A 24,795-nucleotide genomic window follows, 5' to 3' on the forward strand; every position below is an offset into this window, starting at 1 on the left:
ACGTTAAATAAGACTATATTGTAAGCGATTACATTATAGTCTTATTTGTTTTAGTCGAAACATTTTTATAAACAATAAGGTAGAACAGTTTTTGCAAACAGAAAGCAGGTAAAAAATGTTAGAAGCTGATTTTGGTGTTGTTGGTTTGGCAGTCATGGGGCGTAATTTAGCGCTTAATATAGAATCACGTGGTTACAACGTTGCAGTATATAATCGCTCACGTGAACGTACTGACGATTTGATCACAAAGCACGCAGATAAAAAATTTGTGCCTAGTTATTCAATTGCGTCATTTGTGCAAGCGATTAAAACCCCAAGACGTATTTTATTAATGGTTAAAGCTGGCAAAGGAACAGATGCTGTGATTGATGAATTATTGCCACAACTAACAAAAGGAGATATGTTAATTGATGGCGGTAATACTTTTTTCGAAGATACAATACGTCGTTCTGAAAAATTAGCGCAGTCTGGTATTAATTTTATTGGAATGGGTGTTTCAGGAGGAGAACTTGGTGCGTTGCAAGGCCCCTCATTGATGCCTGGTGGCCAACGAGAGGCATATGACCTAGTTGCACCTGTTTTACGTAAAATTGCTGCTAGAGCACCTGAAGACGATCAACCGACAGTTACTTATATTGGCCCTAATGGTGCAGGTCACTATGTTAAAATGGTACATAACGGTATCGAGTATGGCGACATGCAACTCATTTCAGAATCATATGATATTTTAAAACGCCTGTTAAAATTGGATTCTAACAATTTATCATCAACTTTTGCTCATTGGAATGATGGCGAATTGAACTCGTATCTAATCGAAATTACAGCTGATATTTTGACAAGAAAAGATGATTTAGGTTCTGATAAACCAATTGTCGATATGATTTTAGACAGAGCAGGAAATAAAGGTACTGGTAAGTGGTCTTCACAATCTGCGTTGGCTGTTGGTGCGCCACAGTCATTAATTACAGAATCTGTTTATGCTCGTTATATTTCTGCTATGAAATCTGATCGTGTTGCGGCCTCTAAGGTGTTGTCAGGTCCAGAATTCACATTTACAGGAGATGTTGATGCCGCAAAGGAAGATATTCGCCAGGCACTATACTTTGGTAAAATTATGTCTTATGCACAAGGATTTGATCAATTACGCATGGCTTCTAATCACTATAATTGGAATTTACCTTTTGGTGAACTAGCACAATTATGGCGTGCAGGGGCGATTATTAGAGCACAATTCTTACAACGAATTACCGATGCGTACAGTACGAATCATAATTTGCACAATTTACTTTTGGATACTTATTTCAAAAATATTGCCGAGTCATATCAAGCTGCCACACGTCGTGTCGTGGCAATGGCGGTTAGTGCGGGTGTACCTACGCCAGCACTCTCAGCTGCTATTGCTTACTATGATTCCTATCGATCAGAAGTTTTGCCAGCAAACTTGGTACAAGCACAACGTGATTACTTTGGCGCACATACTTATGAGAGAACTGACAAACCATCAGGTGAGATGTATCATTTTTCATGGTATGATGAAGCTTAATAAAAAATGTGACGGCGCTTTTAAAACGTGAAGCGCTTTTTTGTTTGCAGTCAACATTTTCAATTGTGTAGCCACTTTCTAAGGATAATGCAATTTGATTTTAATGTATTTATCTGGTAAAATTAACTATAATAAATCACTTTTTTATAATCTTGTACCTCTTGCGGGAGTAGCGACGAACCATCGTGGGAAACCGACTATAATCATACTTTATCATAGGTATGACGGCCAACCTTAATCAGCGAGACGCAAAAAAACTTTTCTTAAAAGGAGTGTTACAAGAACATGAAAGCAAAGAAGGAAGACAACGTCCCGATACCTGATCCATTAGCGCATAATTATCACGCTGATAGCTGGCAGAAAGTTATCAAAGATTTTGATGGACACTATCCATCAGGTTTAAAAGATAACGAAGTCAGTGCTAAGCGAGTGAGCTATGGATTTAATGAAATGTTGTTAAAATCGACACCAAAATGGCTGATTTTTTTAAAACAATTTAATAATGTTATTATTTATATTTTAATTATGGCAGCATTATTAACATTGCTGATGCGTCACTATTCTGATGCTACAGTTATTGGATTAGTTGTTATTATTAATGCACTAATTGGCTATTTTCAAGAAATTAACGCCAGCAATGCCTTAGAAAAAATTAAAAATATGTTGTCGGTTGAAGCAACAGTCATTCGTAATGGCAACAGATTTGACATACCATCTAGAAATTTAGTACCTGGAGACCTTGTCTACTTAGAGGCAGGAGACAATGTTCCTGCTGATTTGAGAATTATGGATGCTGATAATTTGCGAATCCAAGAATCATCTTTAACTGGTGAATCTGATTCAGTGTTGAAATCTAATGCAAGTGTTGCAATTGAAACACCCTTAGCTGAGCGTGTTAATATGGCATATGCAACAACGGCAGTTACTAATGGTAGCGCTACTGGTATTGTTACTGCGACAGGTCTTAAAACAGAAATTGGTTTAATTTCACAAAGTGTTTCAGATGTCAAAGACAATAAATCACCTTTGACAAAAGAATTAGATACATTGGGCCGAGGCATTTCATGGTTTATTATTGGGGTTGCAGTCATCACTTTTGTATTAGGTTGGGTCATGAATGTTTATACATTGCCTGTGCTGGCAATGGCTATTATTACAATGATTGTTGGATCAATGCCGGAAGGATTGCCAGCCGCAACATCCGTTATTTTGGCCACGGGTGTGCAAGCATTAACTAAAAAGAGTGCCATTGTTAAAACTTTGCCTGCGGCAGAAACCCTAGGTGCTGTTGATATTATTGCTTCTGATAAAACTGGTACATTAACTAAAAATGAAATGACATTGCAAGATATTGTGATTGGCCAAACACATTATCGTGTTACTGGGACAGGTTATGCACCTAATGGTCAAATTTTTAAAAATAATCTTGTCATTGATGCTTCTCAAAACAAAGAATTAGAAATGTTTTTAACAATGGGCCAGCAAGCCAATGATACATTTCTTGTACCAGAAAATGATCAATGGCAAATCAATGGTGAACCCACTGATGCGGCATTTTTGTCTGCTTATTATAAGGCCTTTGGTCAAAAGACACCCAAACTAAAAGAAATTGATCGCATTCCTTTTGATTCAGACTATCGTTATATGGCACGTTTAGTAGAAAATCAAAGTGGGCACCGTTTTATTGCTATTAAGGGCGCACCAGATAAACTATTTGAACTGGCGAGTCATTCAAAAAATTTTGATCGTGATTATTGGTTGCAGTTATCGCAACAATTTGCCAAAACTGGCAAACGTGTTATTGCGGTTGGTTATCATAATGTCGCAAGTGATGAAGACAAAGTGACACATGAACTATTGTCAACAACCGGTATCACTTTTCTCGGATTGGCGGCCATCATTGATCCACCAAGACCAGAAGTTGTTGAAGCGATTAAAGACATGCGTCATGCTGGTATTCGTGTCAAAATGATTACTGGAGATAGTTCAGATACAGCTATGGCAATTGGACGACAATTAGGATTAGCTCATGATATTAAGGCAATGACAGGTGTTGATGTTGATGCATTAAACGATCAAGATCTTGCAGCAAGTGTAACCAAATATGATGTGTTTGCCCGCACGACACCGCAAAATAAGTTACGAATCGTACAAGCATTTCAAGCAAATGGTCTGATAACTGCAATGACAGGGGATGGTGTCAACGATGCACCGGCACTTAAAAAAGCTGATATTGGTGTGGCAATGGGTATCAAAGGAACTGACGTCGCCAAAGACTCTGCTGATATGGTTTTGGCAAATGATAATTTTTCAACGATCAAAATTGCAATTGAACAGGGCAGAAGGTTATATGACAATATTCGAAAAACAATATTGTTCTTACTGCCAACAAGTTTTGCCGAAGGTTTGATTGTCGTTATGAGTATTTTTTTACAGCAACCTATGCCATTGACACCAACACAATTATTATGGATTAATATGGTTTCAGCAATTACGATTCAATTAGCATTTATTTTTGAGCCGGCTGAACCGGGGTTAATGAACCGACCACCACGTAAAACAAGTGCTAAATTGATGAATCGGCATGATATCTTTCAAATGACTTATGTCAGTGTATTAATTGCTGCTACTGGACTAGCTGTATTTGAATCACTTGGATCTAATGTGAGTTTCACTGTTGCTAGTACAATGGTTGTTAATATTATTATTTTCGGAAAAATATTTTACTTATTCAACATTCGAACAGAAGCACCTGTACTAAGTCGTTCTTTGTGGTCTAATCCCATGGCTTTTGTTGCCGTTGGGTTAATGATTGTCTTACAAATATTCTTTACTTACGTGCCTTTCATGCAAAATGTTTTTTCAACTGCCGCTTTATCGTGGTTTGATTGGCTAATTGTTATCCTGACAGGTACTATTGTATTAGTTATCACAGAAATTCATAAATATTTTCGTCTACGTAAACAAGTGAACTAATGATATTATTTCACTTGTTTATCGCAACGAACAGCATATTACTTGCAATGTAGTATATTAAAAGTTACAATCAAGTCAGATTTCGATGAGAATAGGAATATTATAAAGGAGGATATAAACATGGCAAAAGAAAAACACGGTACTGGGTTTTGGGGTAAACTATCACTATTACTAGCAGTTGGTCAGTTGTTGTTTAGTCTTTATCATGAAATTCAAAGTTCTCGATCACGCAAAAAATAAATCACTATACTTATATGAACTAGATAACCAGTGATTTCATCTTGTCACTTTAAAGGAGTGTATTATGCTAAAAAATATTATTAAATTTGCACTAGCTTCAACGCTAATTGTCAGTGGGTTAGTTATTGGAACAACTATTTTTACGGCTAAAGGTATTGATAGACTCGGGGATAAGTTAGAAGATACGATACACAATTAATTTATGAATAGTATAGCTTGAAGGAAGACATAAATGCGTTTGTGTCTTCCTTTTTTATTAGTGATTTTGCAAGCAATTTAATTGTAAGCACTATTAGTTAATGATAAACTGAAATTGTTAGAGTATTGTGTCATAGCATGATAGTAGATAAAAGAAAAAATGGAGGTTGAATGATGATTTGGTCATTAATAGTTGGTGCGATCATTGGTGCTATTGCAGGTGCCATTACAAATAAGGGTGAGTCAATGGGATGGATTAGTAATATTATAGCAGGACTAGTCGGTTCTGCTATTGGTCAAGGACTACTCGGCCATTGGGGACCTAGTCTAGCTGGAATGGCCATTATTCCATCTATTATTGGGGCAGTGATTCTTGTGCTTGTTGTCTCAATGATATTTGGTTCTCAAGTTAAACGTTAAAAATGATTTTTAATAACAGTTGTTTTAGAATTTATTAACGATATGCAAGTTATTTATGACTAATCGTTATTATCATTTAAAATCAAAATCAAAATCAAAATCAAAAAAATTAATTGATTTGTCAGTATAAACTTAAAATTGAAAATTGTTGACTCATTTGTATGACGAATAATTAACAGTTAGGAGAAAACTCAGTGGACAATAATACTTTACCATTTTACAATTTAAACGATGGACACATATTACCTCAGATAGCTTTGGGAACATATCAAATACGTGGTATGCAAGGTGTTGATCAAATTTTAGCAGCTATTCAAATTGGTTACCGTTTGATAGATACGTCTACCAATTATGATAGTGAAGGGGCTGTTGGTGAAGCAATCAGGCGATCAGGCATTCCGAGATCATCATTTTATGTGACGTCAAAGCTTCCAGGTCAATATCATCATAGAGATGATGCTCTAAAAATGATTGAGGAAACGCTTTTGCGTTTACGCTTAGATTATTTGGACTTGTATTTAATCCATTGGCCATTGCCTAAGCGTGATAATTATGTTGAAGCGTGGACTGCTCTTATTGAAGCTCAAAAACGTGGGTTGATACGATCTATTGGGGTCTCGAATTTTGAAGTGGCACACTTGGATCGTATAATTGAAGCAACAGGCGTTACACCAGCGGTTAATCAAAACGAAATTCACCCTTATTGGATACAGAATAGTTTGTTGCAAGCTAACAAAGATCGTGGAATAGTTACTGAAGCTTGGAGCCCGTTAGGTCGTGGAAGTGGGGAATTAAAAGAACCAATTATTTTAGAATTAGCAAAAAAATATCACAAAAATGCAGGACAGATTATTCTGCGCTGGCATCTTCAACGTGGGGTACTGCCTGTTCCTAAAGCTGGTAACCTCAAACACCAACGCGATAATCTTGAACTCTGGAATTTTGAGTTAACAGCAGATGAAGTAACCGCTATTAACTCATTGACCAGAGTAGATGGACGTGTGGACAATCAGGATCCAAATACTTATGAAGAATTTAATTAGATCACGAAACGCGATAGATTAATTTATCCTGTTTGTAACATGATTGACTTAAATTTTCGGATGATTCAGTAAGTTCTACTTAATAAATAGACGCTTAAAAACCCCACTAACTCTTGATGTTAGTGGGGTTTTTATTGATTATATGAGGTAAATGTAACTATTCCAGTACATCGTGAATAGTAATAATGCCAACGACAGTATCATCGTCATCTTTGACCACTAAATTGGATATATTATTCGATGCCATCTTTTTCCAAGCTGCACTATTACGTGCGTTTTGATTAATACTAATGAATCCTTCAGTCATGTAATCAGCAGCAGCTGAATTTTTCACTTGATTAATGTATAAAAACTTTTTACGAATATCACCATCCGTTATAATACCAATAACTTTTTCTTCAGGTGTTTTGACCAAAGTCATGCCAACGCCAAAGTCACTAATACGGTAAATAACATCATTAATTGGTGTTGTTGTTTGAACATAAGGAATTTTAGTGTGCATAGAATGCGCAACATCACGCAGTAACATTTTACCAATTGAACCACCAGGATGGTATAGTGCAAAATCCTCACGTTTGAATGCTTTTGCTTTTTCGATGGCAATTAGTAGCGCATCACCCATAACAAGTGTAGCAGTGGTCGAACTTGTAGGTGCTAGTTTAGTTGGATCAGCTTCTTCTGCAACATCTACTTTCAAAAAAATATCAGTATTTTTAGCTAGCGTTGCATCTTCAGAACCTGTGACAGCAATCGTTTTTAACTCGTCTTGATGAATGTTTTTCAGTGCAAAAAGTGTTTGTACAACTTCTTGTGTTTCACCACTATTTGAAATGAAAATAACTAAATCATCTGCTGAGACACGACCCAAGTCTCCGTGGTATGCGGTACCAGCATCAATGAAAAAACTTGGGACACCAACGGATGACAACGAGGCAGCTATTTTCTCAGCAATAATACCTGACTTACCAATGGCGATAAATATTGAGCGGCCTTTTGTATTTAAAACTGCCTCAACCACCTCGTCAAAATGTTCATCTAATGTCTCACGGACTGTTTGTAAAGCCCCAATCTCTGTGTCAAAAGTTATTTTAGCGTCATCAAAGTAGGTCGTCATTGTCATACACCGCCTTCATTTCGAGATGCTCGTGAAAGAGTTTGTTGGCATTTTCTAGAATAGGTTGAATCTTTGATAAATAAAGTTGACTATCTTGATCAGAAATTGCTTCAGGTGGGTTAGGGTGTACCTCAGCAAAAATACCATCAATACCTATTGCCAAGGCGGCACGCATCAGAGGAAAAGCGTAATCACGATTACCGCCAGAATGATTACCATAGCCACTTGGGATTTGGACAGCGTGTGTTGCATCAAAAATAATAGGATAACCTGTATCACGCATTTGAATTAAGCTTGTCATATCAACAACTAATTGGTGATAACCAAACATTGTGCCACGTTCGGTAACTAGAATATGTTCATTTGTCTGAGCGACTTTGTTAACTGCACTTTGAATATCTTCCGGTGCCATAAATTGTGCTTTTTTTATATTAACCACGCGGCCAGTCTTAGCTGCTGCTACTAATAAATCAGTTTGTCTACTCAAATAAGCGGGAATTTGAAGAACATCAGCTACCTTGGCCACAGGTTCACACTGGTAGGATTCATGTACGTCCGTTACTATGGGCACTTGATAATTGTCTTTAATTTTTTGCAAGACTTCCAAACCAGTCGTCATACCAGCGCCACGTTCGGATTCAATTGAGCTACGATTAGCTTTATCAAACGAGGCCTTAAAAACGTAATTAATGCCGAGCTCGTCTGTCAATTTTTTCAGTGTTTCAACTACCTCAGCACATGTATCATATGATTCAATTGCACAGGGCCCAGCTAACAGCGTCAGCCGATCGTTGCTAAAACCATATCCTTGAAATACATCAGTTATTTGAGACATAATGTTCTTTCTCCTTCACTTTAATAAAATTAACATTAAATTTAAAAAGTATTATTTTAACATTATGGCCATTATATCATCTTTTTATATATAATATGATTTAATAATCATTACAAATAAAAAACAATCAAAATGTTTGCAAATAAACATTAATTTTGATATTCTTTAGAAAATTACCTGTTTTTATTAAAAACAAGTTTTAATAGAATTAACATCTTAATTCATTAGTACATAACAAGACGGGATATGGATGGTAAATAAAAGTGAGAAATATAAGATAACACATTTTCCAAAAAAATCAACCAAAACCAATTGGTAGAGCCGGATAACCAATTAAACTAGCAGGTGCATATGTTTTTTTGCCTCAGATGGATCAAGTTATATGACATGGGAGTCGATTAAAGTTGTGCTGGTGGCTTGTCATAATTACTTTGATTAAATGTTTAGAAAGGAGATCAAAAAATGGTAGTTTTATCTCAAAATATGCAAGACATGATTAATGACCAATTTCCTTTTTTGGCGACAACAAGCCCAGATGGTTCACCACAAGTTGGGCCGAAGGGTTCATTACATGTTTTAGATGATTCACATCTCATTTATTATGAACATACGTTTAGACATGCCTATGAAAATTTACTAACAAATGGTTTAGTCGCTGTTGCAGTAGTCGATCGAGCGGCAGAAAAAGGGTTTAGATTTGAGGGCAAAGCGCATATTCACGAGAATGATGATTATGCCTCAGAAATTTTAGCAAAAACAAAAATCTATGACAGATTTCCACGCGCGGCTGTGGTGATTATAGACGTAGAACGAATTTATAAGTTAGATAATACGCTGGATGCAGGTATGCGATTGGCTTAAAATTAAGCGGCGGTATTGACAACGCGTGTTATTGAACAAATAAAATGCAATAATAGGGCACCAACTTCCTAAAGAAGTTGGTGCCCTATTAATTTAATATACAAATGATTTTTATTTTGACAAAGTATCTACTAACATTTTTTCTTCATTGGTTAATAAATGGTTTTTTCTAAATGCGATACTGCCAGTGAAAAAAGGTTGGGGATCATCTAATAAAGGTAATACAACTATGTCTGAAGATGTGGTTTTGACAATGTCCGTTAAAATTGCAACGCCTAAGTTTTCTGAAATCATATTCATTAAAAAATGAATATCGTTTGTTTTCATAAAATATTTTGGTCGAAAACCAGCCTGTTGACTCATTTTTTTAATGGCTTGGTTGTGAACAAAACTGGAGTCAAGTGCTACAAATGCTTGTTTCTGCAAGTCCGAAAAATAAAGGTGTGGTTTTTCTGACAACGGATTATTTTTTGAAATATACACACAAAAATTTGCGCGGACAAAAGGAATAATAAGTAATTCATCATCTTGCGGAACATTTAAAGCACCCAATAAAGCGATATCTATCTCGCCAGCCATCAAGGCTTGCTTTAAATAGTTAGAACCAGCTTCATAGATAGCCATATTATTAATATTAAATTGGCGGTCGAATTCTCTAGCAGCTATAGCAATTTTAGTGAAATAAGCGTTTTTGAGAATAGGTGGCAGGCCAATCGTTGTTGTTCGTGATTTTAAATGATCTAACTCATGTTTTGCGCTATCTAATTCATTTAAAATTGACACTGTATGTTGGTGTAACTGTTCACCTGATGGTGTAAATACTAATTCAGATTGTGTGTTGCCTCTAATAACTAATTTCACTTGAAAAAAATTTTCCAAACGTTTAATAGCACTACTAATAGATGGTTGGCTAATATTAAAATGTTTTGCTACTTTAGTAAAATTTTTTTTATTATATAACTCATTATAGTATTTGAAATCATTTATTTGCATGAACATTTCCTTTAATATCAATCATTTTCAAGAGGCCTATAGTTTATATTTATAACATCATTACAATTTGACTATAAACTATTGATACGAGTATAGTCAAGCATGTTGTTAAATAAATTATAAATATAAGGCGGAAATAATGATGGATGCAAAAGGATATGAGGTATTACGGAATCCCTTTTTGAACAAAGGGACTGGATTTACGTTAATAGAACGAAAGGCATTGGGTTTAACTGGCACATTACCCAGTCAGGTGCAAACCATTGACGAACAGGCTGAGCAAGCATACCAACAATTCCAATCAAAGACAGCACCACTTGAAAAGCGTATTTTCTTGATGACCCTCTTTAATGAAAATATTACTTTGTTCTATCATTTAATGGATCAACATGTGTCCGAATTCATGCCAATTGTTTATGATCCTGTTGTTGCGGATTCAATTGAGCAGTACAATGACATCTATACAAATCCACAAAATGCCACATTTTTATCAGTGGATAAGCCTGAAGATATCAAGCAGTCACTTATTAATGCAGCAGACGGTCGCGATATTAAGTTAATTGTGGTAACAGATGCTGAAGGTATTTTAGGTATGGGTGACTGGGGTGTCAATGGTGTTGATATTGCTGTTGGTAAATTAATGGTGTATACTGCGGCAGCAGGCATCGATCCAGCCAGTGTTTTACCAATTAGCATCGATGCTGGTACAAACAACCAAGCACTACTAGAAAATGAACGTTATCTCGGAAATAAGCATGCACGAATTGCAGGTGATGCCTATCTTGAATTTATTGATCAGTTTGTGACTGCAGAACAAGAACTATTTCCAGAGTCATTACTGCATTGGGAAGACTTTGGTCGTGCAAATGCACAGGTTATCTTAGACAAGTATAAAAATAAAATTGCAACCTTTAATGATGATATTCAAGGGACAGGCATGATCGTTTTGGCAGGTGTCTTTGGCGCATTAAATATTTCAAAAGAACGACTCATTGATCAAACATTTGTAACATTTGGAGCTGGAACAGCTGGTATGGGCATTGTTAATCAAATTTTTACTGAGCTACAAGAAGCAGGGTTATCTGCTAAAGAAGCTAAAAAACATTTTTATCTTGTTGACAAACAAGGTTTGTTATTTGACGATATGTCAGATTTGACAGTGGCACAAAAACCATTTACACGAACGCGAGACGAATTTAGTCATGCAGAAGAACTAACAACATTATCTGCAGTGGTTAAAGAAATAAAGCCAACAGTTTTAATTGGTACATCCACACAACCTGGTACATTCACAGAAGAAATTGTAAAAGAAATGGCAACACATACAGCACGTCCAATTATCTTTCCTCTGTCAAATCCTACGAAACTTGCTGAAGCAACGGCAGAAAATTTAATTAAATGGACTGATGGCAAAGCATTAGTGGCAACGGGCATTCCTGCAGAAAATGTTGAATACAAAGGTGTCACTTATAAAATTGGTCAAGGTAACAACGCATTGATTTATCCTGGACTAGGTTTTGGTTTGGTAGCCTCAACTGCAAAATTGTTAACGCAAAAAACAATTTCAGCAGCTATTCATGCATTAGGCGGTTTAGTCGATTCCGATCAAGAAGGTGCAGCAGTATTGCCACCTGTTTCAAATTTGACTGAGTTTTCGCAAAAAATTGCGGAAGTAACTGCACAGAGTGTCGTAAATCAAGGTTTAAATCGTGAAAAAATCAGTGATGCTAAACAAGCTGTGCGAGATGCTAAATGGTCTGCTAATTATTGATAGGGATGAAAATGAAGATGAGAAGATTTGGGGAAATAAAAATTAGTGGTGTAAGTTTACCGCTTTATATCATCATGATAATTATTTTAATGGTGACCATAGCACGCCATAAATTACCACTTAATATGTTGGGCTTGACTTTAATGCTTGTGTTATTGGGACATTTGTTTTACTATATTGGCAACAAATTACCAATCTTCAAATCCTATCTAGGTGGTGGTTCGGTATTTACCATTTTTGCGGCGGCGGCTTTAGCCACGTCAGGTGTCATCCCTGCAAATGTTGTTTCTGCGACAAAAATATTTCTGAACGACACTGGGTTGCTAGATTTTTATATTGCCGCTTTAATCGTTGGGGCAATTTTAGGTATGAATCGTAATCTGCTTTTAAAAGCAGCAGTCCGGTTTATTCCGGTTTCTTTTGCAGCCATGGTCATTGGGTTTTTCGCAGTCGGTTTGATGGGCATGTTACTAGGAGTAGGATTTGGACATTCAGTTATGTTTGTCTCAATGCCATTGATGGCAGGTGGCATTGGTGCCGGTGCTGTCCCATTGTCACATATATATGCGCAGGGACTACAAACAAGTTCAGGTATAATGTTTTCACAGTTAATTCCAGCAGTAACGTTAGGTAATGTCATGGCTGTTATAGGTGCTGCTTTGATAGCAAAACTTGGCGCTGATACAAAGTATGATGGACATGGTGTATTACTACCAATAAGTGACGATGAAAAAACCAAGCCACTAGTAGCACTAGATGCTAATAAAATTGGTGTGGGTATGATGGTATCATTTTCATTTTTCTTAGTTGGCACTATTCTGAACAATTTTGTGCCTAAAGTGCACACGTATGCTTTCATCATTATTTTAGTCATTTTATTTAAAGCATGCAATTGGGTGCCTCAAGAATTAGAAAAATCCGTTGTGATGTTTAATACTGTCATCATGGGTAATTTAACCCACGCCGTGTTAGCAGGCATCGGGTTGGCGTTGATTGATTTACATGTCTTAGCACAATCACTGACTTGGAAGTTTGTTATTTTGACTTTAACAAGTGTCGTTGTTATGGGACTCGCTAGTGCATTGATCGGCAAGTTATTTGGTTTATATCCTGTTGAATCAGCTATTGCTGCTGGCATGAGTGATAATAGTATGGGTGGTACTGGAAATGTTGCCGTATTATCTGCTTCAAATCGCATGGGAATGATTGCATTCGCACAAATGGGCAATCGTATGGGCGGCGCAATTGTACTTGTTCTCGGCGGCATTTTAATTCATTACTTTCATTGATAGTTTTGATTTAAATTGCAAATGATAATATGCTATATATTTTATCGAGACAACAATCATAGTATCCATTACCCAGTACTTTTGTTGAACTTGTTCTAAATATTAGAATACCGATGTCATAAACGTACTTGCTGTTTTGAATTTTAAAAGCTCATGAACATTAATAAAATAATGTTCATGAGCTTTTGCGTTTAAATTTATTTTGTCATACTGATCATTGTTTTAATTTGAATCACCTTGGCCACCCGTTTTAATTAAAATAGCCGCAACAATACCACCAATAATCAAGAGCATAGCATCCAAACGTATAATACTGATAAAACCTTGGTCAAAGGCTTTACGGACGGCTATTTGTAATTCGTGAGCAAAAGGTGCCTTTATTAATTGTTTACTCATAACAATCATATGACCGGAAAAAGGGCCCGCATCGACAAGTACTTTATGCAAAGTGGCTATAGTCGTTGCAGATGCACCCGTAACCTCAGGTAGGTGTTTAGCTAGTCCTGCCTGATAACCATCGGCCAAATGTAATCCTTGAAAAACAACACCAAAACTGACACCAACTTGCATAAAGGTAGAAATCATGCCGGAAGCCATCCCCATTTGTCGTGGTGCAACTGATGACATGGCTGCCGTTGTCATTGGTGGATTGATTGAGCCATTACCAATACCAATAATGATAAATGCTGGCCAAAAATCAGCAAATGTTGCCGTTGTAGTTGTCAACGCACTTAAGGTAAATAAGCCAACACCAATAAATAACGCTGATGTTGCTAACATATAGCCATGGCGTAATCTATTAGTGAGTATGCCGGCAATTGGCCCTAATAGTAATGAAAATCCTGAAATTGTGGCTTGCCGTAAACCTGTGTCCCAAGCTGAATAGCCAACATAATTTTGCATGAAAGTTGATAAATATGCAAAAAAGCCATATAAACCAGCACCTAAGAAAAATGCAACCAAAACGGCGCCAGTAAAGCTTGATGACTTGAACATGCCTAAATCCATCATTGGGTTTTTAGCTGTACGTTGTCGCCAAATAAACAAAATAAATAAGATAACGGCCATGATTAGATAACCAGCCACTTGCAACTTATCCCATCCCCAGCTAGCATTCATCTCTTTTTGCACTAAGCCAAAAACCAAAGAAAAAATCGTACCAGTTGACAATAGCATGCCAAGATAATCAACACTACCTGTTGCGTGATGGGCTTGATGGTTTGAAATAAATAATGATGCCATGATGATTGTTATAATACCAATTGGTAAATTAATGGTAAAAATTGATTGCCATGAAAAAGTGTCAACTAACCAGCCACCAACTAATGGTCCTGAAGCAGTGGAGAGGCCGATAATGGAACTCAAAATACCTAACGCCATACCACGCTCTTTACCATTAAATGTTGTACCAATAAGAGCGAAGGATAGGGACATTAAAGCTGAACCGCCAATAGCTTGAACTGCTCGAAAAATATGTAACATACTAATTGATGTTGACACAGCGTCGAGCCCTGATCCAATTGTAAATATGACCAAACCAACGATGAACATTAATTTTCGACCATATAAATCTCCTAATTTTGCCCAAATCAGTAATAAAACCGAAAAAACAATAGTGTACGCAGAAATAACCCATTGTAAATCTGAGTATGATGCATTCAAGCTCGTTTGAATGCTAGGCAAGGCTACATTGACAACTGTTGTGTCAATCAACGCCATAAAGACACCCAAGGAAACGGCTATTAAAGATAACCAGCGTTTTGGATCTAATTTTTCTTGTAATACAGTTGCCATTATTCTAACTCACTTTCAATTATATCTAAATGTTCTAGATAGGTATTAGCTAAGGCATGTTGTAATTTATTTATTTGCATAGCTGATTTAAAAAAACTTGCTTCTGAATGGTGAAGCTGTAATTGGTTACTACGTTCTACATATTGTGCACACTGTGATTGCTTTTCGGCACGAAAATTAGCAATAATTTGCTGGGATAACGTACGATCTACTAATGATAGGCTTGATAATTTAAATAAATAAACATCATCCATATGAGCATTTTTTGAGATTGGTTCCCGCATTAATGTATCAAACCGGGATCGACCAACTGCGGTAACATGTAACTTTTTTTTACCACGCCAATCTAAATCATTTGTCATCACGATGGTGCCAGAATTTTCCATCTTTTCTAGTAATGGATACAGCACACCAAAGCTGACTTTTCGATTTATTCCTAACACGTTCTCAAGGACAAAACGTAATTTATATGCGGATCGATCAGTAAACAGCAATTGTCCTAATACATATAGTTCGTACATATTATTCTCCTTAATATATCTTTTAGATATGTAGTAATGCTTGATTAAGTTTACTTTTTTTAGTTATCTTTGTCAAGAGACTAAAAATATAGCCATCCTTTTTGCCGTAATCAATACAATCAATCGAATTGGCATTGTAACTATAATCTGTCTCGCTTGACTAACGGCTAGTAATAAAATATGCTATAATTATTATAAAAAAATTATAATTTAATGAAAAAGGGAAGAGAAATGAAACAAAGAATTGCTTTGCTGTCAGATGTTCATGGGAATAGCACAGCCTTATCAGCTGTTGTAGATGATCTCAAAAAAAAGGATGTTGATGAATGTTGGTTTCTAGGTGATTTAGTCATGCCTGGACCAGGCACTAACGAGTTGTTTGATTTGCTTGGTGATATTAATACAGCAATATATATCAAAGGCAATTGGGATGATTGTTTTCTCGAGGTTATCAAAAGCAATTCTACTATTGATCTTAATGATGAGTCCGATATTTATATTGGTATTTTAGGTCAATATGTTTATGAGAATTTATCGATGAACAACAGAGATAAAATTAAAAAATTTGAGACTTGTGCAACTCGTGTAATAAATAATCTAAAGATTAGTATTTCGCACAACTTACCTGATAAAAATTATGGGTCAGCATTGATTCCGGTTGCTGAAACAAGCAACTTTAATGAGCTATTTATCAACTCTAGTTTTGATATTGCTGTCTATGGTCATGTACACCACCAATTGTTAAGATATAGTAGTCAAGGACAATTAGTGGTTAATCCGGGAACCATTGGTGAACCATTTTTTGCGCATGCAAAACTGAATAATGATCGACGTGCGCAATATGCAATTTTAGAAATAGATGAAACTGGCTTAGCAGACGTTGATTTCAGAAAGGTGGCTTACAATCTTGATCAAGAGGTGTCTCTAGCAAGAAATATTAGATTACCTTATACTGAATTGTATTCAGAAATGATTTATGATGGTCGTGCCTATACTCATAATCAAGAAATATTAAAAAAAGTCAATCAGAAAAACAATTATTTAAATACATTGCACTCGTTTCTTGATTCATTCTCGGAAGAATAATACTATGGAAAATCAATTTTTGTTTAAAAAATTTAAAGCGTCAAATCGTAATTTATATAGTCAAAATATAAATTTAAGAAATAAAATATTACGTGAACCATTAGGAAAATCATTATCAGCAGATGATTTACTCATTGAAAAAAACAATCAATTTTATGGTATTTTATCAAACCAAAAATTGATTGCGACACTTTCAAGTTATGAAACAGATAATTCAGTCATTAGACTCGTTTCTTTCGCTGTTGACACAAATTTTCAAAAGCAAGGCATAGGTTCTTTACTGCTCAAACAGGTCACTGATGATTATCAACATAGAGGATATGGTGCGTTCAATTTGACAGCCAGAGCCTCAGCTCACGGATTTTATCTTAAAAATGGGTTTCAAGATATTTCCGGACCATTTAAAAATAAGCATTTGGGTGTTACAAACTATGATATGCAACGCGTGATTGAATGCAAGCAAGTATAACTTTCAAATCAAAGTATTAAATAATATTTGTCTATCATTTTTAACGAAAATTTTAGTCATAAAAAGCCACTAAATGTTAGTGGCTTTTTATCTGAACTAGTAGATTGATTAGTTCATTTAAATGGTCGATCAACTATTTGACCTACGAATAACTGAACACTTATAAATTAATATACATTAAAGTTGACATGATGTCATAAAAGTGACACAATGTCATATATAGGAGATTAACCATTTATGCCGACCAAAACATTTTTAAACCTGAGCGCAGAAAAACAACATACGATGTATGCTGCCATGTATGCTGAATTTTCAACATATACTTTAGCGGAGGCTAAAATATCAAATATTGTTACAACTGCACATATTTCAAGAGGCTCATTTTATACCTATTTTGATGATATTGATGATGCATATGAATGGGTGTTGAATGATGTTATCGCAGATATACATCAAACCATCGATAAGAAAGATATTATATCATCAACAGAAGCCTTTATTTTAAAAGCTAAAACAAGTCCACATTTTGATTTTTTGAGTCATTACTATATTGTGAATGAAGCTTTTTTGCAACAAAAAAATGTTAAGGCTGCGCAGCATGATTTTAGATTACTTGACACTAATTCAACTGCTGACGATATATCACAATGGTTGGTAATTCAATCTGTCCATCAATTAATTAGAGCGTTTTTTTTAAATCCTGATAAGCAAGCACATATCATAACAACACTTCATATGTTGAAAAACTGGAGAACGGTAGGCTAAATTATGTATTTAACATTGAATGAGATGCACAAAGAAAAGTTGAGATATGGCTTAATCATAGTTGTTATGACATTGATTAGCTATTTAATTTTTATTTTAAGCGCTTTAGCTATGGGACTTGCTAATGAAAATACGTCTGCTGTCAATAACTGGGACATTAACCATGTTGCCATGAGTAATGATGCTAATGGTAACTTAAGTCAATCCCTGTTAACAAACGACGATATTGATAAAACTAACCTATCTGCTAATCAAGCAGCAATTGGTGTTGCACCCATTATTGTTAAATCGCATGAAGCACGTGTCTCAGCAATGTTTATTGGTATTCAAAAAAATGATTTAATTTATAAACAGATGCAATTAACCAAAGGTCAGTTACCTAAAAATCGTTATGACGTGTTGATTTCGTCGGCACTTACTCAAAAGGACTTAAAAATTGGAGATCATATTAAACTTGGCATGCTTGCACATGACGTTAAGGTCGTCGGGTACGTGAAAAATGCAACGTATAATATGGCGCCAATTATATATGGTAATTTAGCTAATTGGGGGGATGTAAAAGGTGTCAATAACACATTTTACGCCAGTGGCATCGTGTCTAATGGTGCCAAAAAAGCGAATACAAAAAATCTAAAGAATTACACTAAAGCACAATTGTTTAATAAGATGCCGGGGTATACCGCTCAAAATAGTACCTTTATATTTATGATTGGATTTTTGTTAGTGATTTCAGCTGTTATTGTTGCCATCTTTTTGTATATTCTAACTATTCAAAAAATACCTAATTTTGCTGTTTTAAGAGCTCAAGGTGTTCCTGGAAATTATCTTGTGTTAAATACGATCAGTGAAACATTGATTATTATGATCCTTTCGGTGCTCATCAGCAGCATATTGTGTGGTGTTACGGCGTGGTTTATACCCGAATCAGTCCCCATGTTCTTTGATATTAAACTATTAGTATTGTCATCCTTGGGGTTGGTATTGACAGGTATTCTTGGCGCAATTGTGCCAGTGAGATTAATTACAAAAATTGATCCAATGTCAGTTATAGGAGGATAAACATAATGGGTAATCTTAAACTAATTGATGTTACAAAATTGTTTGGCACAGGGGATAGTCAAGTGACGGCTTTAGATCATGTTAATTTCACTGCAAATTCTAAGGAATTAACCTTAATTGTTGGTCCTTCTGGGTCAGGTAAAAGCACACTTCTCACAATTCTCGGCGGTTTACAGGCTGCTACTAGTGGCCAAATACTTTTAAATGGACGTGATTTGAATACTTTGTCAAAAAAGCAAGCAGATAACTTTAGGCTATCACATATCGGCTTTGTTTTACAATCTTATAGTTTAGTGCCATATTTAACTGTGCAAAAACAATTTGAGTTAGTTAAGCGAATTAAACCTGACAATAACTTGTCAGCAGCCTTATTCACACAATATTTAGAACGTCTTGGTATAACTAACTTACTATCAAAATTTCCAGACCAACTCTCAGGTGGACAAACACAAAGAGTGGCTATTGCAAGAGCGTTATATACTAATCCTGATTATATATTAGCAGATGAGCCAACGTCAGCTTTAGACAGTCAACGTGTAGACGAAGTGGCTAAACTATTTAAAGGCATTGCTAAAAATGAAAATAAAGCTGTTGTTATTGTGACACATGATTTAAGAATGCGGGCGTATGCAGATAAAGTTTATGAAATAATTGATGGTAAAGTAGTGATTGAATAGTGGCATAGAAGACGCAATAATTTTACTAAAAATGATTGCTCACAGGGTAGTAATACCGAATTATTAGTTGCATACATCGCCGCGTGTTTTACTTAATAGTAAGTACTTCAAAATGGTCATGAAATTGATAACAATCATTAAATCTATGATATGAAATTATCAGCGAGATTAAATGTTATTTTAAAAAACCAAAATTGTTATTTTTTTATTTTCATTGTGAAATATGTTTTTGTGTAAGCGTTGCCAACATAATAGAACAGGCTATTTTATCCGTTTAAAGTTTGTAAAATTTTAAAAATAATGATATACTGAAAGTAATAAGTAGCGCTACTTAGATTAAGCAAGAAAAGAATGGAGGATTATATTATGATTTGGTCTTTAATCGTTGGTGCAATTATTGGTGCAGTTGCAGGTGCCATTACGAATCGTGGTGAATCTATGGGTTGGATTAGCAATATTATTGCTGGTCTTGTTGGATCAGCAATCGGGCAAGGCATTCTTGGTCATTGGGGTCCTAGTCTTGCTGGCATGGCAATTATCCCATCAATCATCGGTGCGGTTATCCTTGTCTTAATCGTGTCAGCTATTTTTGGTATTCGAGCAAAGCGTTAACACAACTATATAAAGGGGTGTGATATGAAAAAATGGCAAAAAGCCCTGCTGAGTTTGCTTAGCATAGGTTATTTGATCGGATTAGCAATCATGCTTTGGCCACGTGTTATTTTGACAATAATGGCTTTATTAGAACGTATAAACCTTAATATCACAATTAGCAGTCAAACGATTGTTGATTATTATGGTATGACGCTCATTGCGATAACTATAATTATTCTTTTAGTGATATTATTGATACCTTCACAGAAGCCAGATATACAATTGAGTCAAACTAAACGCGGCCGACTAGCATTAAGCAATGATGGTATCAGTCACTTTATCCAAACGCAATTATCAGGTGGAGGATTATCGAACATCAAAGTAAAAATTAAAAACACACGTCATCAAAGACGATTTCATATTGTAGCAGACTCAATCTATCAACAATATGCGATAACAGAATTACCTAGATTGACAAACACTTTAACAGATAAAATAGCAGATTTATTGGCAGGCGTTAACACCGTCCCTATTAAAGTCGATATAAAGGTCAATCAGGCAACCAGTGGTAAGCGTAAAGTGACACGGGTTATCTAGTAGTTTGGAGTGTAAAAATGATTAATAAAAACAATATCTCAATGATTTGGATTACTGGTGGCATTGGTTTTGTTCTAGCAACCTTGTTAATGACTGTTGGTTTTCTCAGCACGATTTTTATCATCATTGTAACGCTGATAGCTGCTTTTGGTGGCTATTTACTAGAAAAAAATAATATTGATTTATCGCGTATAGTTGAAAATTGGCGGCGAAAAAATCAACGCTAAACAAACTTGGAGGAAATGATAATGGTTACAGAAAACAAAAATGCACAGCGTTCAGACGTGACGACACCTAAGGGTGAATTAACATTTAATGACAAAGTGATTCAAAAAGTTATTGGTTATGCGATTGAAAATGTTCCCGGTTTACTAGGTGTTGATGGTGGTTTTATGGCTAACATTAAAAATAAAATTGTAAACAGCGACAATCCTGTTGATGGCATTTCAGTTGAAGTTGGTAAAGAACAGGTTGCTGTTGACCTAAACGTTATCATGGCTTATGGGAACAACGCACACGACATTTATAAAACATTAACTGAAGTGATTACCAAGCAACTTACAGAAATAACGAGTTTAGAATTGGTTGAACTTAATGTTGAAGTGATTGATATTCAAACAAAATCAGAATTTGATGCCGATCAAGTGTCGTTGCAAGATCGTGTGACGGATGCTGGTAACACAATTAAGGAAAAAACAACAGACGGTGTTAATACTGTCAAAGAAACAGCATCAAAAGCTAAAAATGATGAAGATGTACGCGTTGTATAAATAAAAAAATATTAAATAACAAATTGGTCGACATGAATCCGGTATTGAACTGGGCTCATGCCGACCAATTTTATTTTGATCTTGGTCATATTATAAAATATGTTGTCCCATGTCTGCTGACGTGTAACTTTGCATTATAACCAATAATATTATAGTTGTGCCTTGCGATATCTTTGACTTAGAGGTAAATGGTAATTGTAGATTTCTTTAAACACGGTATAATCATCATGTTGCAGTTTTTGTAGCATTCTTATAAATTCATAACAATTAGCTTCATCACTTTTTTGATCTGATCCCAAATAGAGAAAAATGATCAATCTAGCAAAATTCATAGTCAATTTAGCTGTAAAATCCTTTAATGTACTGTAGCAAGAATTATCAGTGATTTTCTGCAAATTACTTGAATTATAGTTAAAATTTGTGAGTTCAATCTGAACATAATTAAGAACAATACTCGCAACACTTTGTTCGATTATATATGAATATTCTGTAAATCCTTTATACTTTTTGTATACTTCATGAACCTTAGCCATACATTCAAGTAATTCTGAGGGATCTTTTCTAAATATAAAAATGCCATCAACAAATGCTCTTAATTCAAAAACAGACCAATCTTTAGTCTGATTTAAGTGCTTTTTTAGTGGATACGCAGGATCAATAGACATTCTTAAAGGATTATTGCCAATAATATATATTTTGATATAAGCAATAGCAGCAAGGATTTGACTATCTAGAGATAAATTTTTTTTAAAATCAACATGTTTCTTCATTAACGTGGCTGTTTTTTTCATACTAGCATCATTGTCAATTTGATTTAAAATGTTATTAAACCAATATTCTGAGTTATTATAGTGAATAAATTGAAACTCATTTGGAGAGACTTCTAATCGTTTGAGAATGGCAAACAATTTTTCGGATTCAATACTGTTATGTCCATTTTCTAATCGAGATGCGAAATTTCTAGACACAATTCCCATATAAACTTCCTTTTGAGTTAGCCTTTTTTGTTTTCGAATTGCTTTAATCGTTTCGCCAATTGTTGTCATAATTCGTATTTCCTCCGCCTGTATCTAATAACGTAAACTATACTACACATATTAATATAATGTCTAGATATAGTTGATGGTAAATTAGAAATAAGGAAAGGGCGGACGGTAATGTTCAATACAATTATAAAAACATCATTAATTAGTTTAGTTTTTAATTTAGCGATAACCTCTTTAAATTTTTTTTTCGGATTATACTTTCTGCAAATCACTGGGTCAGCTTTCATTTTTGGGACACTAACAATTATTGGGCCATTGGTCAGCCTCATGCTCACACCGATTATGACCAGAATTGTAGACACAGGTTCACACAAGAAGATATTATTAATCGCTCAAATAATTTCATTTGTATTTCTTGTGGTTTATTGGGTCGTGGTTCGTGATCATTTAGATGTCGGTACACTATCATATGTCTATATTTTGATGATTATTATCCGTGTTAGTGAAGAACTATTTATCGTTACATTAAAAGCGTCTACGACACAACTAGTTGAAAAATATGACTATCAAAGACTGAATGCATCAGTTCAATCAGCTACTTCGGTTGCAAATATTCTTGGGCCTATTGTAGGCGGATTAGCATTTAGTCTCCTCACACTGCCATTCTTTATTTCACTCATAATTTTTCTAGTCGGAATGTCAATCTTATTCACAAGGACGCTAAAACTAGCTCCTTTACATAGGCTATCAGTTACTGACAAAAATTCTTTTTTGATGGTTATAAAATTTATCAAAGACCGGCCAGAGATTTTATCTCTTGTGATTATTGCGATGTTTATAAACTTATTCGCCTCATCCATAACTATTGGTTTACCCATACTTGTTATTAAGCAACTGTCTCTGTCTAAATTAGTTTACAGTTTTTTGGAAAGTTTAACTAGTGTTGCAATGGTAGGAGGTGGCATCCTATTGACTGTGCATACTATTAAGGATAACTTAAAAATGATGTATCAATCAATGCTATGCTTTACTATAATCATTGTGTTATTCGGGTTTCCGGAGTTAATAACGCGTAACTATTTAATAATTATTGGCTTTCTAGGAATATTAGTAGTTGTTTTCGGATTAATAGTGGTAGTGGCTAATACGGCAATGACAACGTATTTACAAATTGAAGTGCCAGAAAATAAACAAGGTGGGGTATATTCCATCATCAATGCCATTTCTCAACTGTTTATTCCCCTGGGGGGATTATGTTACGGCCTATTGTTTGATCGCTTTGAAAGCTACCAAGTATTTATTTCATCTGGACTTGTAGCCTTTGTTATCATCATTGGCTTATTACTACTGACGAAAAAAAGAATTATTAAAAGGATATAATTATGATGACTAATTGACAGGATATAAATCTATTATTCAAAAGAAAGATATTGATTTTAAATAGTTACTAGAAAATGGTGATATAGAAACAACATTAATTGGTCCACTCCTATTAGCAAATAGTATTGATTAGTTAAGAGTTGATTCAGAAGACTTTATGATGAATTTGAAATCAAGATTGATATATCTGATCAAAGGCCAAATAATTTTGAAGTGAAATATAAAGAAACTATATTAGCTTCAACAGAACTTAATTCAATATGGTTCAGACATTTTGATGTAAATGTATTAACATCAAAAAACAAGCTGCTTTTTGCCAAGAATCAGTGAGCAAAAACCATCGATTATTTATGTGAATTTAATAAATCAACAAAGCCAAAATAATTAAATAGTTGTGAATTGATGTTGATAGAATGAAATAAAAAAATAGTTCATGGTTAGTTTGTGACTCTCATGCCATGTTTATAAGAAAAATACAATTCAAGAAATATTTTATACTTTAATACTGATAGTTAAGCTTCATTTGGCATTATGAATTTTTATGTGTTCGGAAATCAATAGTTTAACTATGATATACTACGTTTGCTCAGAGAGGCCTCTGAGCTTTTTTGATTTAGACAATCATTGTACATAAAGGCTCCTCAGCTCTTTGTGTACGGTGATTGTTTTTATTTTACAATTGCCGTGTACTTTTCTGACATATTTTAACCCTTTATCTGTTTTGTTTGAATTTTGGCGTTGAAAAAACAAAAAAATAGCATATCATTAACTAAGTAAGCGCTTACAGTTTTATACTATACTGTTATATTAAAAT

Annotated in this window: 24 protein-coding genes; 18 read left to right on the forward strand and 6 right to left on the reverse strand. The window is 34.9% G+C overall.

Features of this window, described 5'->3' with window-relative positions; translation table 11 throughout:
- Positions 1 to 115 precede the first annotated feature (115 nt).
- The 5 genes from gndA to EUI_RS0105535 all read left to right on the forward strand — a co-directional run bounded on the left by gndA (position 116) and on the right by EUI_RS0105535 (position 6,420).
- A complete protein-coding gene (gndA, locus tag EUI_RS0105510; protein WP_010016667.1) occupies positions 116 to 1,543 on the forward strand; it encodes an NADP-dependent phosphogluconate dehydrogenase in 1,428 nt (475 codons plus the stop codon).
- 285 nt (positions 1,544 to 1,828) lie between these two features.
- Positions 1,829 to 4,519: an HAD-IC family P-type ATPase gene (locus EUI_RS0105515; protein WP_010016668.1), complete on the forward strand. Its 2,691-nt coding sequence runs from the start codon at positions 1,829 to 1,831 to the stop codon at positions 4,517 to 4,519.
- Between the two features lie 304 nt (positions 4,520 to 4,823).
- Positions 4,824 to 4,958 carry a hypothetical protein gene (locus EUI_RS10900; RefSeq protein ID WP_010016671.1) on the forward strand — a complete coding sequence of 45 codons (135 nt, stop codon included), beginning with the start codon at positions 4,824 to 4,826 and terminating at the stop codon, positions 4,956 to 4,958.
- A 173-nt stretch (positions 4,959 to 5,131) separates the two neighbouring features.
- Positions 5,132 to 5,377, forward strand: coding sequence for a GlsB/YeaQ/YmgE family stress response membrane protein (locus EUI_RS0105530; protein WP_014947584.1), 246 nt, complete (start codon positions 5,132 to 5,134; stop codon positions 5,375 to 5,377).
- Between the two features lie 194 nt (positions 5,378 to 5,571).
- On the forward strand, positions 5,572 to 6,420 hold the full coding sequence (locus EUI_RS0105535; RefSeq protein ID WP_010016673.1) for an aldo/keto reductase: 849 nt from the start codon (positions 5,572 to 5,574) through the stop codon (positions 6,418 to 6,420).
- Positions 6,421 to 6,577: 157 nt separating this feature from the next.
- Here EUI_RS0105535 and EUI_RS0105540 read toward each other — a convergent pair whose 3' ends face one another.
- A complete protein-coding gene (locus EUI_RS0105540) occupies positions 6,578 to 7,534 on the reverse strand; it encodes a KpsF/GutQ family sugar-phosphate isomerase (protein WP_014947585.1) in 957 nt (318 codons plus the stop codon).
- Positions 7,518 to 8,369, reverse strand: coding sequence for a 3-deoxy-8-phosphooctulonate synthase (kdsA, locus tag EUI_RS0105545; protein ID WP_010016675.1), 852 nt, complete (start codon positions 8,367 to 8,369; stop codon positions 7,518 to 7,520). The genes EUI_RS0105540 and kdsA overlap by 17 nt, the downstream gene beginning before the upstream one ends.
- Before the next feature lie 462 nt (positions 8,370 to 8,831).
- Here kdsA and EUI_RS0105550 point away from each other — a divergent pair, with 462 nt between their 5' ends.
- Complete coding sequence (locus EUI_RS0105550; protein WP_010016676.1) at positions 8,832 to 9,230, forward strand: pyridoxamine 5'-phosphate oxidase family protein; 399 nt, start codon at positions 8,832 to 8,834, stop codon at positions 9,228 to 9,230.
- A 111-nt stretch (positions 9,231 to 9,341) separates the two neighbouring features.
- On the opposite strand, the gene EUI_RS0105555 is transcribed toward EUI_RS0105550, so the two are convergent.
- Positions 9,342 to 10,223: a LysR family transcriptional regulator gene (locus EUI_RS0105555; RefSeq protein ID WP_010016678.1), complete on the reverse strand. Its 882-nt coding sequence runs from the start codon at positions 10,221 to 10,223 to the stop codon at positions 9,342 to 9,344.
- Between the two features lie 136 nt (positions 10,224 to 10,359).
- On the opposite strand from EUI_RS0105555, the gene EUI_RS0105560 reads away from it, so the two are divergent.
- On the forward strand, positions 10,360 to 11,994 hold the full coding sequence (locus EUI_RS0105560; RefSeq protein WP_259655593.1) for a malolactic enzyme: 1,635 nt from the start codon (positions 10,360 to 10,362) through the stop codon (positions 11,992 to 11,994).
- A gap of 17 nt (positions 11,995 to 12,011) precedes the next feature.
- Entirely contained in the window at positions 12,012 to 13,283 is a 1,272-nt protein-coding gene (locus tag EUI_RS0105565) for a 2-hydroxycarboxylate transporter family protein (protein WP_010016680.1), read from the forward strand.
- Positions 13,284 to 13,505: 222 nt separating this feature from the next.
- Here EUI_RS0105565 and EUI_RS0105570 read toward each other — a convergent pair whose 3' ends face one another.
- Together EUI_RS0105570 and EUI_RS0105575 are read right to left on the reverse strand one after the other, a co-directional pair.
- The gene (locus EUI_RS0105570; protein WP_010016682.1) at positions 13,506 to 15,077 is read right to left on the reverse strand and encodes an MFS transporter; all 1,572 of its coding nucleotides are present in this window, start codon (positions 15,075 to 15,077) and stop codon (positions 13,506 to 13,508) included.
- Positions 15,077 to 15,598, reverse strand: coding sequence for a PadR family transcriptional regulator (locus tag EUI_RS0105575; protein ID WP_010016683.1), 522 nt, complete (start codon positions 15,596 to 15,598; stop codon positions 15,077 to 15,079). The genes EUI_RS0105570 and EUI_RS0105575 overlap by 1 nt, the downstream gene beginning before the upstream one ends.
- A 231-nt stretch (positions 15,599 to 15,829) precedes the next feature.
- Here EUI_RS0105575 and EUI_RS0105580 point away from each other — a divergent pair, with 231 nt between their 5' ends.
- From EUI_RS0105580 to EUI_RS0105620, 9 genes are all read left to right on the forward strand, one after another.
- Positions 15,830 to 16,684, forward strand: a complete 855-nt coding sequence (locus EUI_RS0105580) for a metallophosphoesterase family protein (RefSeq protein ID WP_010016684.1) — start codon at positions 15,830 to 15,832, stop codon at positions 16,682 to 16,684.
- 4 nt (positions 16,685 to 16,688) lie between these two features.
- Complete coding sequence (locus tag EUI_RS0105585; RefSeq protein ID WP_010016685.1) at positions 16,689 to 17,153, forward strand: GNAT family N-acetyltransferase; 465 nt, start codon at positions 16,689 to 16,691, stop codon at positions 17,151 to 17,153.
- A gap of 237 nt (positions 17,154 to 17,390) precedes the next feature.
- Positions 17,391 to 17,918: a TetR/AcrR family transcriptional regulator gene (locus tag EUI_RS0105590; protein WP_010016686.1), complete on the forward strand. Its 528-nt coding sequence runs from the start codon at positions 17,391 to 17,393 to the stop codon at positions 17,916 to 17,918.
- A 3-nt stretch (positions 17,919 to 17,921) separates the two neighbouring features.
- Positions 17,922 to 18,977 (forward strand): FtsX-like permease family protein, encoded by a 1,056-nt coding sequence (locus tag EUI_RS0105595; RefSeq protein ID WP_010016687.1) that lies wholly within the window; start codon positions 17,922 to 17,924, stop codon positions 18,975 to 18,977.
- Positions 18,978 to 18,982: 5 nt separating this feature from the next.
- On the forward strand, positions 18,983 to 19,654 hold the full coding sequence (locus EUI_RS0105600) for an ABC transporter ATP-binding protein (RefSeq protein WP_010016688.1): 672 nt from the start codon (positions 18,983 to 18,985) through the stop codon (positions 19,652 to 19,654).
- A 366-nt stretch (positions 19,655 to 20,020) separates the two neighbouring features.
- The gene (locus EUI_RS0105605) at positions 20,021 to 20,266 is read left to right on the forward strand and encodes a GlsB/YeaQ/YmgE family stress response membrane protein (protein ID WP_029508527.1); all 246 of its coding nucleotides are present in this window, start codon (positions 20,021 to 20,023) and stop codon (positions 20,264 to 20,266) included.
- A 24-nt stretch (positions 20,267 to 20,290) separates the two neighbouring features.
- On the forward strand, positions 20,291 to 20,845 hold the full coding sequence (gene amaP, locus EUI_RS0105610; protein WP_010016690.1) for an alkaline shock response membrane anchor protein AmaP: 555 nt from the start codon (positions 20,291 to 20,293) through the stop codon (positions 20,843 to 20,845).
- 17 nt (positions 20,846 to 20,862) lie between these two features.
- Positions 20,863 to 21,072 (forward strand): DUF2273 domain-containing protein, encoded by a 210-nt coding sequence (locus EUI_RS0105615; protein ID WP_010016691.1) that lies wholly within the window; start codon positions 20,863 to 20,865, stop codon positions 21,070 to 21,072.
- Between the two features lie 21 nt (positions 21,073 to 21,093).
- Positions 21,094 to 21,615 carry an Asp23/Gls24 family envelope stress response protein gene (locus EUI_RS0105620; RefSeq protein ID WP_010016692.1) on the forward strand — a complete coding sequence of 174 codons (522 nt, stop codon included), beginning with the start codon at positions 21,094 to 21,096 and terminating at the stop codon, positions 21,613 to 21,615.
- Positions 21,616 to 21,764: 149 nt separating this feature from the next.
- Here EUI_RS0105620 and EUI_RS0105625 read toward each other — a convergent pair whose 3' ends face one another.
- On the reverse strand, positions 21,765 to 22,661 hold the full coding sequence (locus EUI_RS0105625) for a helix-turn-helix domain-containing protein (RefSeq protein ID WP_010016693.1): 897 nt from the start codon (positions 22,659 to 22,661) through the stop codon (positions 21,765 to 21,767).
- 111 nt (positions 22,662 to 22,772) lie between these two features.
- On the opposite strand from EUI_RS0105625, the gene EUI_RS0105630 reads away from it, so the two are divergent.
- Entirely contained in the window at positions 22,773 to 23,981 is a 1,209-nt protein-coding gene (locus tag EUI_RS0105630; protein WP_010016694.1) for an MFS transporter, read from the forward strand.
- The last annotated feature ends 814 nt before the right edge of the window (positions 23,982 to 24,795 follow it).

Source organism: Leuconostoc gelidum subsp. gelidum KCTC 3527 (assembly GCF_000166715.1).
Taxonomy (GTDB): Bacteria; Bacillota; Bacilli; order Lactobacillales; family Lactobacillaceae; genus Leuconostoc; species Leuconostoc gelidum.

What these genes read in the sequence shown, in the direction of transcription:
- EUI_RS0105620 (WP_010016692.1), top strand. Translation starts at nt 21,094, where the DNA reads ATGGTTACAGAAAACAAAAATGCACAGCGTTCAGACGTGACGACACCT.
- EUI_RS0105595 (WP_010016687.1), top strand. Translation starts at nt 17,922, where the DNA reads ATGTATTTAACATTGAATGAGATGCACAAAGAAAAGTTGAGATATGGC.
- EUI_RS0105585 (WP_010016685.1), top strand. Translation starts at nt 16,689, where the DNA reads ATGGAAAATCAATTTTTGTTTAAAAAATTTAAAGCGTCAAATCGTAAT.
- EUI_RS0105515 (WP_010016668.1), top strand. Translation starts at nt 1,829, where the DNA reads ATGAAAGCAAAGAAGGAAGACAACGTCCCGATACCTGATCCATTAGCG.
- EUI_RS0105600 (WP_010016688.1), top strand. Translation starts at nt 18,983, where the DNA reads ATGGGTAATCTTAAACTAATTGATGTTACAAAATTGTTTGGCACAGGG.
- EUI_RS0105550 (WP_010016676.1), top strand. Translation starts at nt 8,832, where the DNA reads ATGGTAGTTTTATCTCAAAATATGCAAGACATGATTAATGACCAATTT.
- amaP (WP_010016690.1), top strand. Translation starts at nt 20,291, where the DNA reads ATGAAAAAATGGCAAAAAGCCCTGCTGAGTTTGCTTAGCATAGGTTAT.
- EUI_RS0105575 (WP_010016683.1), bottom strand. Translation starts at nt 15,598, where the DNA reads ATGTACGAACTATATGTATTAGGACAATTGCTGTTTACTGATCGATCC.
- EUI_RS0105570 (WP_010016682.1), bottom strand. Translation starts at nt 15,077, where the DNA reads ATGGCAACTGTATTACAAGAAAAATTAGATCCAAAACGCTGGTTATCT.
- EUI_RS0105565 (WP_010016680.1), top strand. Translation starts at nt 12,012, where the DNA reads ATGAGAAGATTTGGGGAAATAAAAATTAGTGGTGTAAGTTTACCGCTT.
- EUI_RS0105605 (WP_029508527.1), top strand. Translation starts at nt 20,021, where the DNA reads ATGATTTGGTCTTTAATCGTTGGTGCAATTATTGGTGCAGTTGCAGGT.
- EUI_RS0105625 (WP_010016693.1), bottom strand. Translation starts at nt 22,661, where the DNA reads ATGACAACAATTGGCGAAACGATTAAAGCAATTCGAAAACAAAAAAGG.
- EUI_RS0105530 (WP_014947584.1), top strand. Translation starts at nt 5,132, where the DNA reads ATGATTTGGTCATTAATAGTTGGTGCGATCATTGGTGCTATTGCAGGT.
- EUI_RS0105555 (WP_010016678.1), bottom strand. Translation starts at nt 10,223, where the DNA reads ATGCAAATAAATGATTTCAAATACTATAATGAGTTATATAATAAAAAA.
- EUI_RS10900 (WP_010016671.1), top strand. Translation starts at nt 4,824, where the DNA reads ATGCTAAAAAATATTATTAAATTTGCACTAGCTTCAACGCTAATTGTC.
- EUI_RS0105615 (WP_010016691.1), top strand. Translation starts at nt 20,863, where the DNA reads ATGATTAATAAAAACAATATCTCAATGATTTGGATTACTGGTGGCATT.
- EUI_RS0105590 (WP_010016686.1), top strand. Translation starts at nt 17,391, where the DNA reads ATGCCGACCAAAACATTTTTAAACCTGAGCGCAGAAAAACAACATACG.
- EUI_RS0105540 (WP_014947585.1), bottom strand. Translation starts at nt 7,534, where the DNA reads ATGACGACCTACTTTGATGACGCTAAAATAACTTTTGACACAGAGATT.
- kdsA (WP_010016675.1), bottom strand. Translation starts at nt 8,369, where the DNA reads ATGTCTCAAATAACTGATGTATTTCAAGGATATGGTTTTAGCAACGAT.
- EUI_RS0105580 (WP_010016684.1), top strand. Translation starts at nt 15,830, where the DNA reads ATGAAACAAAGAATTGCTTTGCTGTCAGATGTTCATGGGAATAGCACA.
- EUI_RS0105630 (WP_010016694.1), top strand. Translation starts at nt 22,773, where the DNA reads ATGTTCAATACAATTATAAAAACATCATTAATTAGTTTAGTTTTTAAT.
- gndA (WP_010016667.1), top strand. Translation starts at nt 116, where the DNA reads ATGTTAGAAGCTGATTTTGGTGTTGTTGGTTTGGCAGTCATGGGGCGT.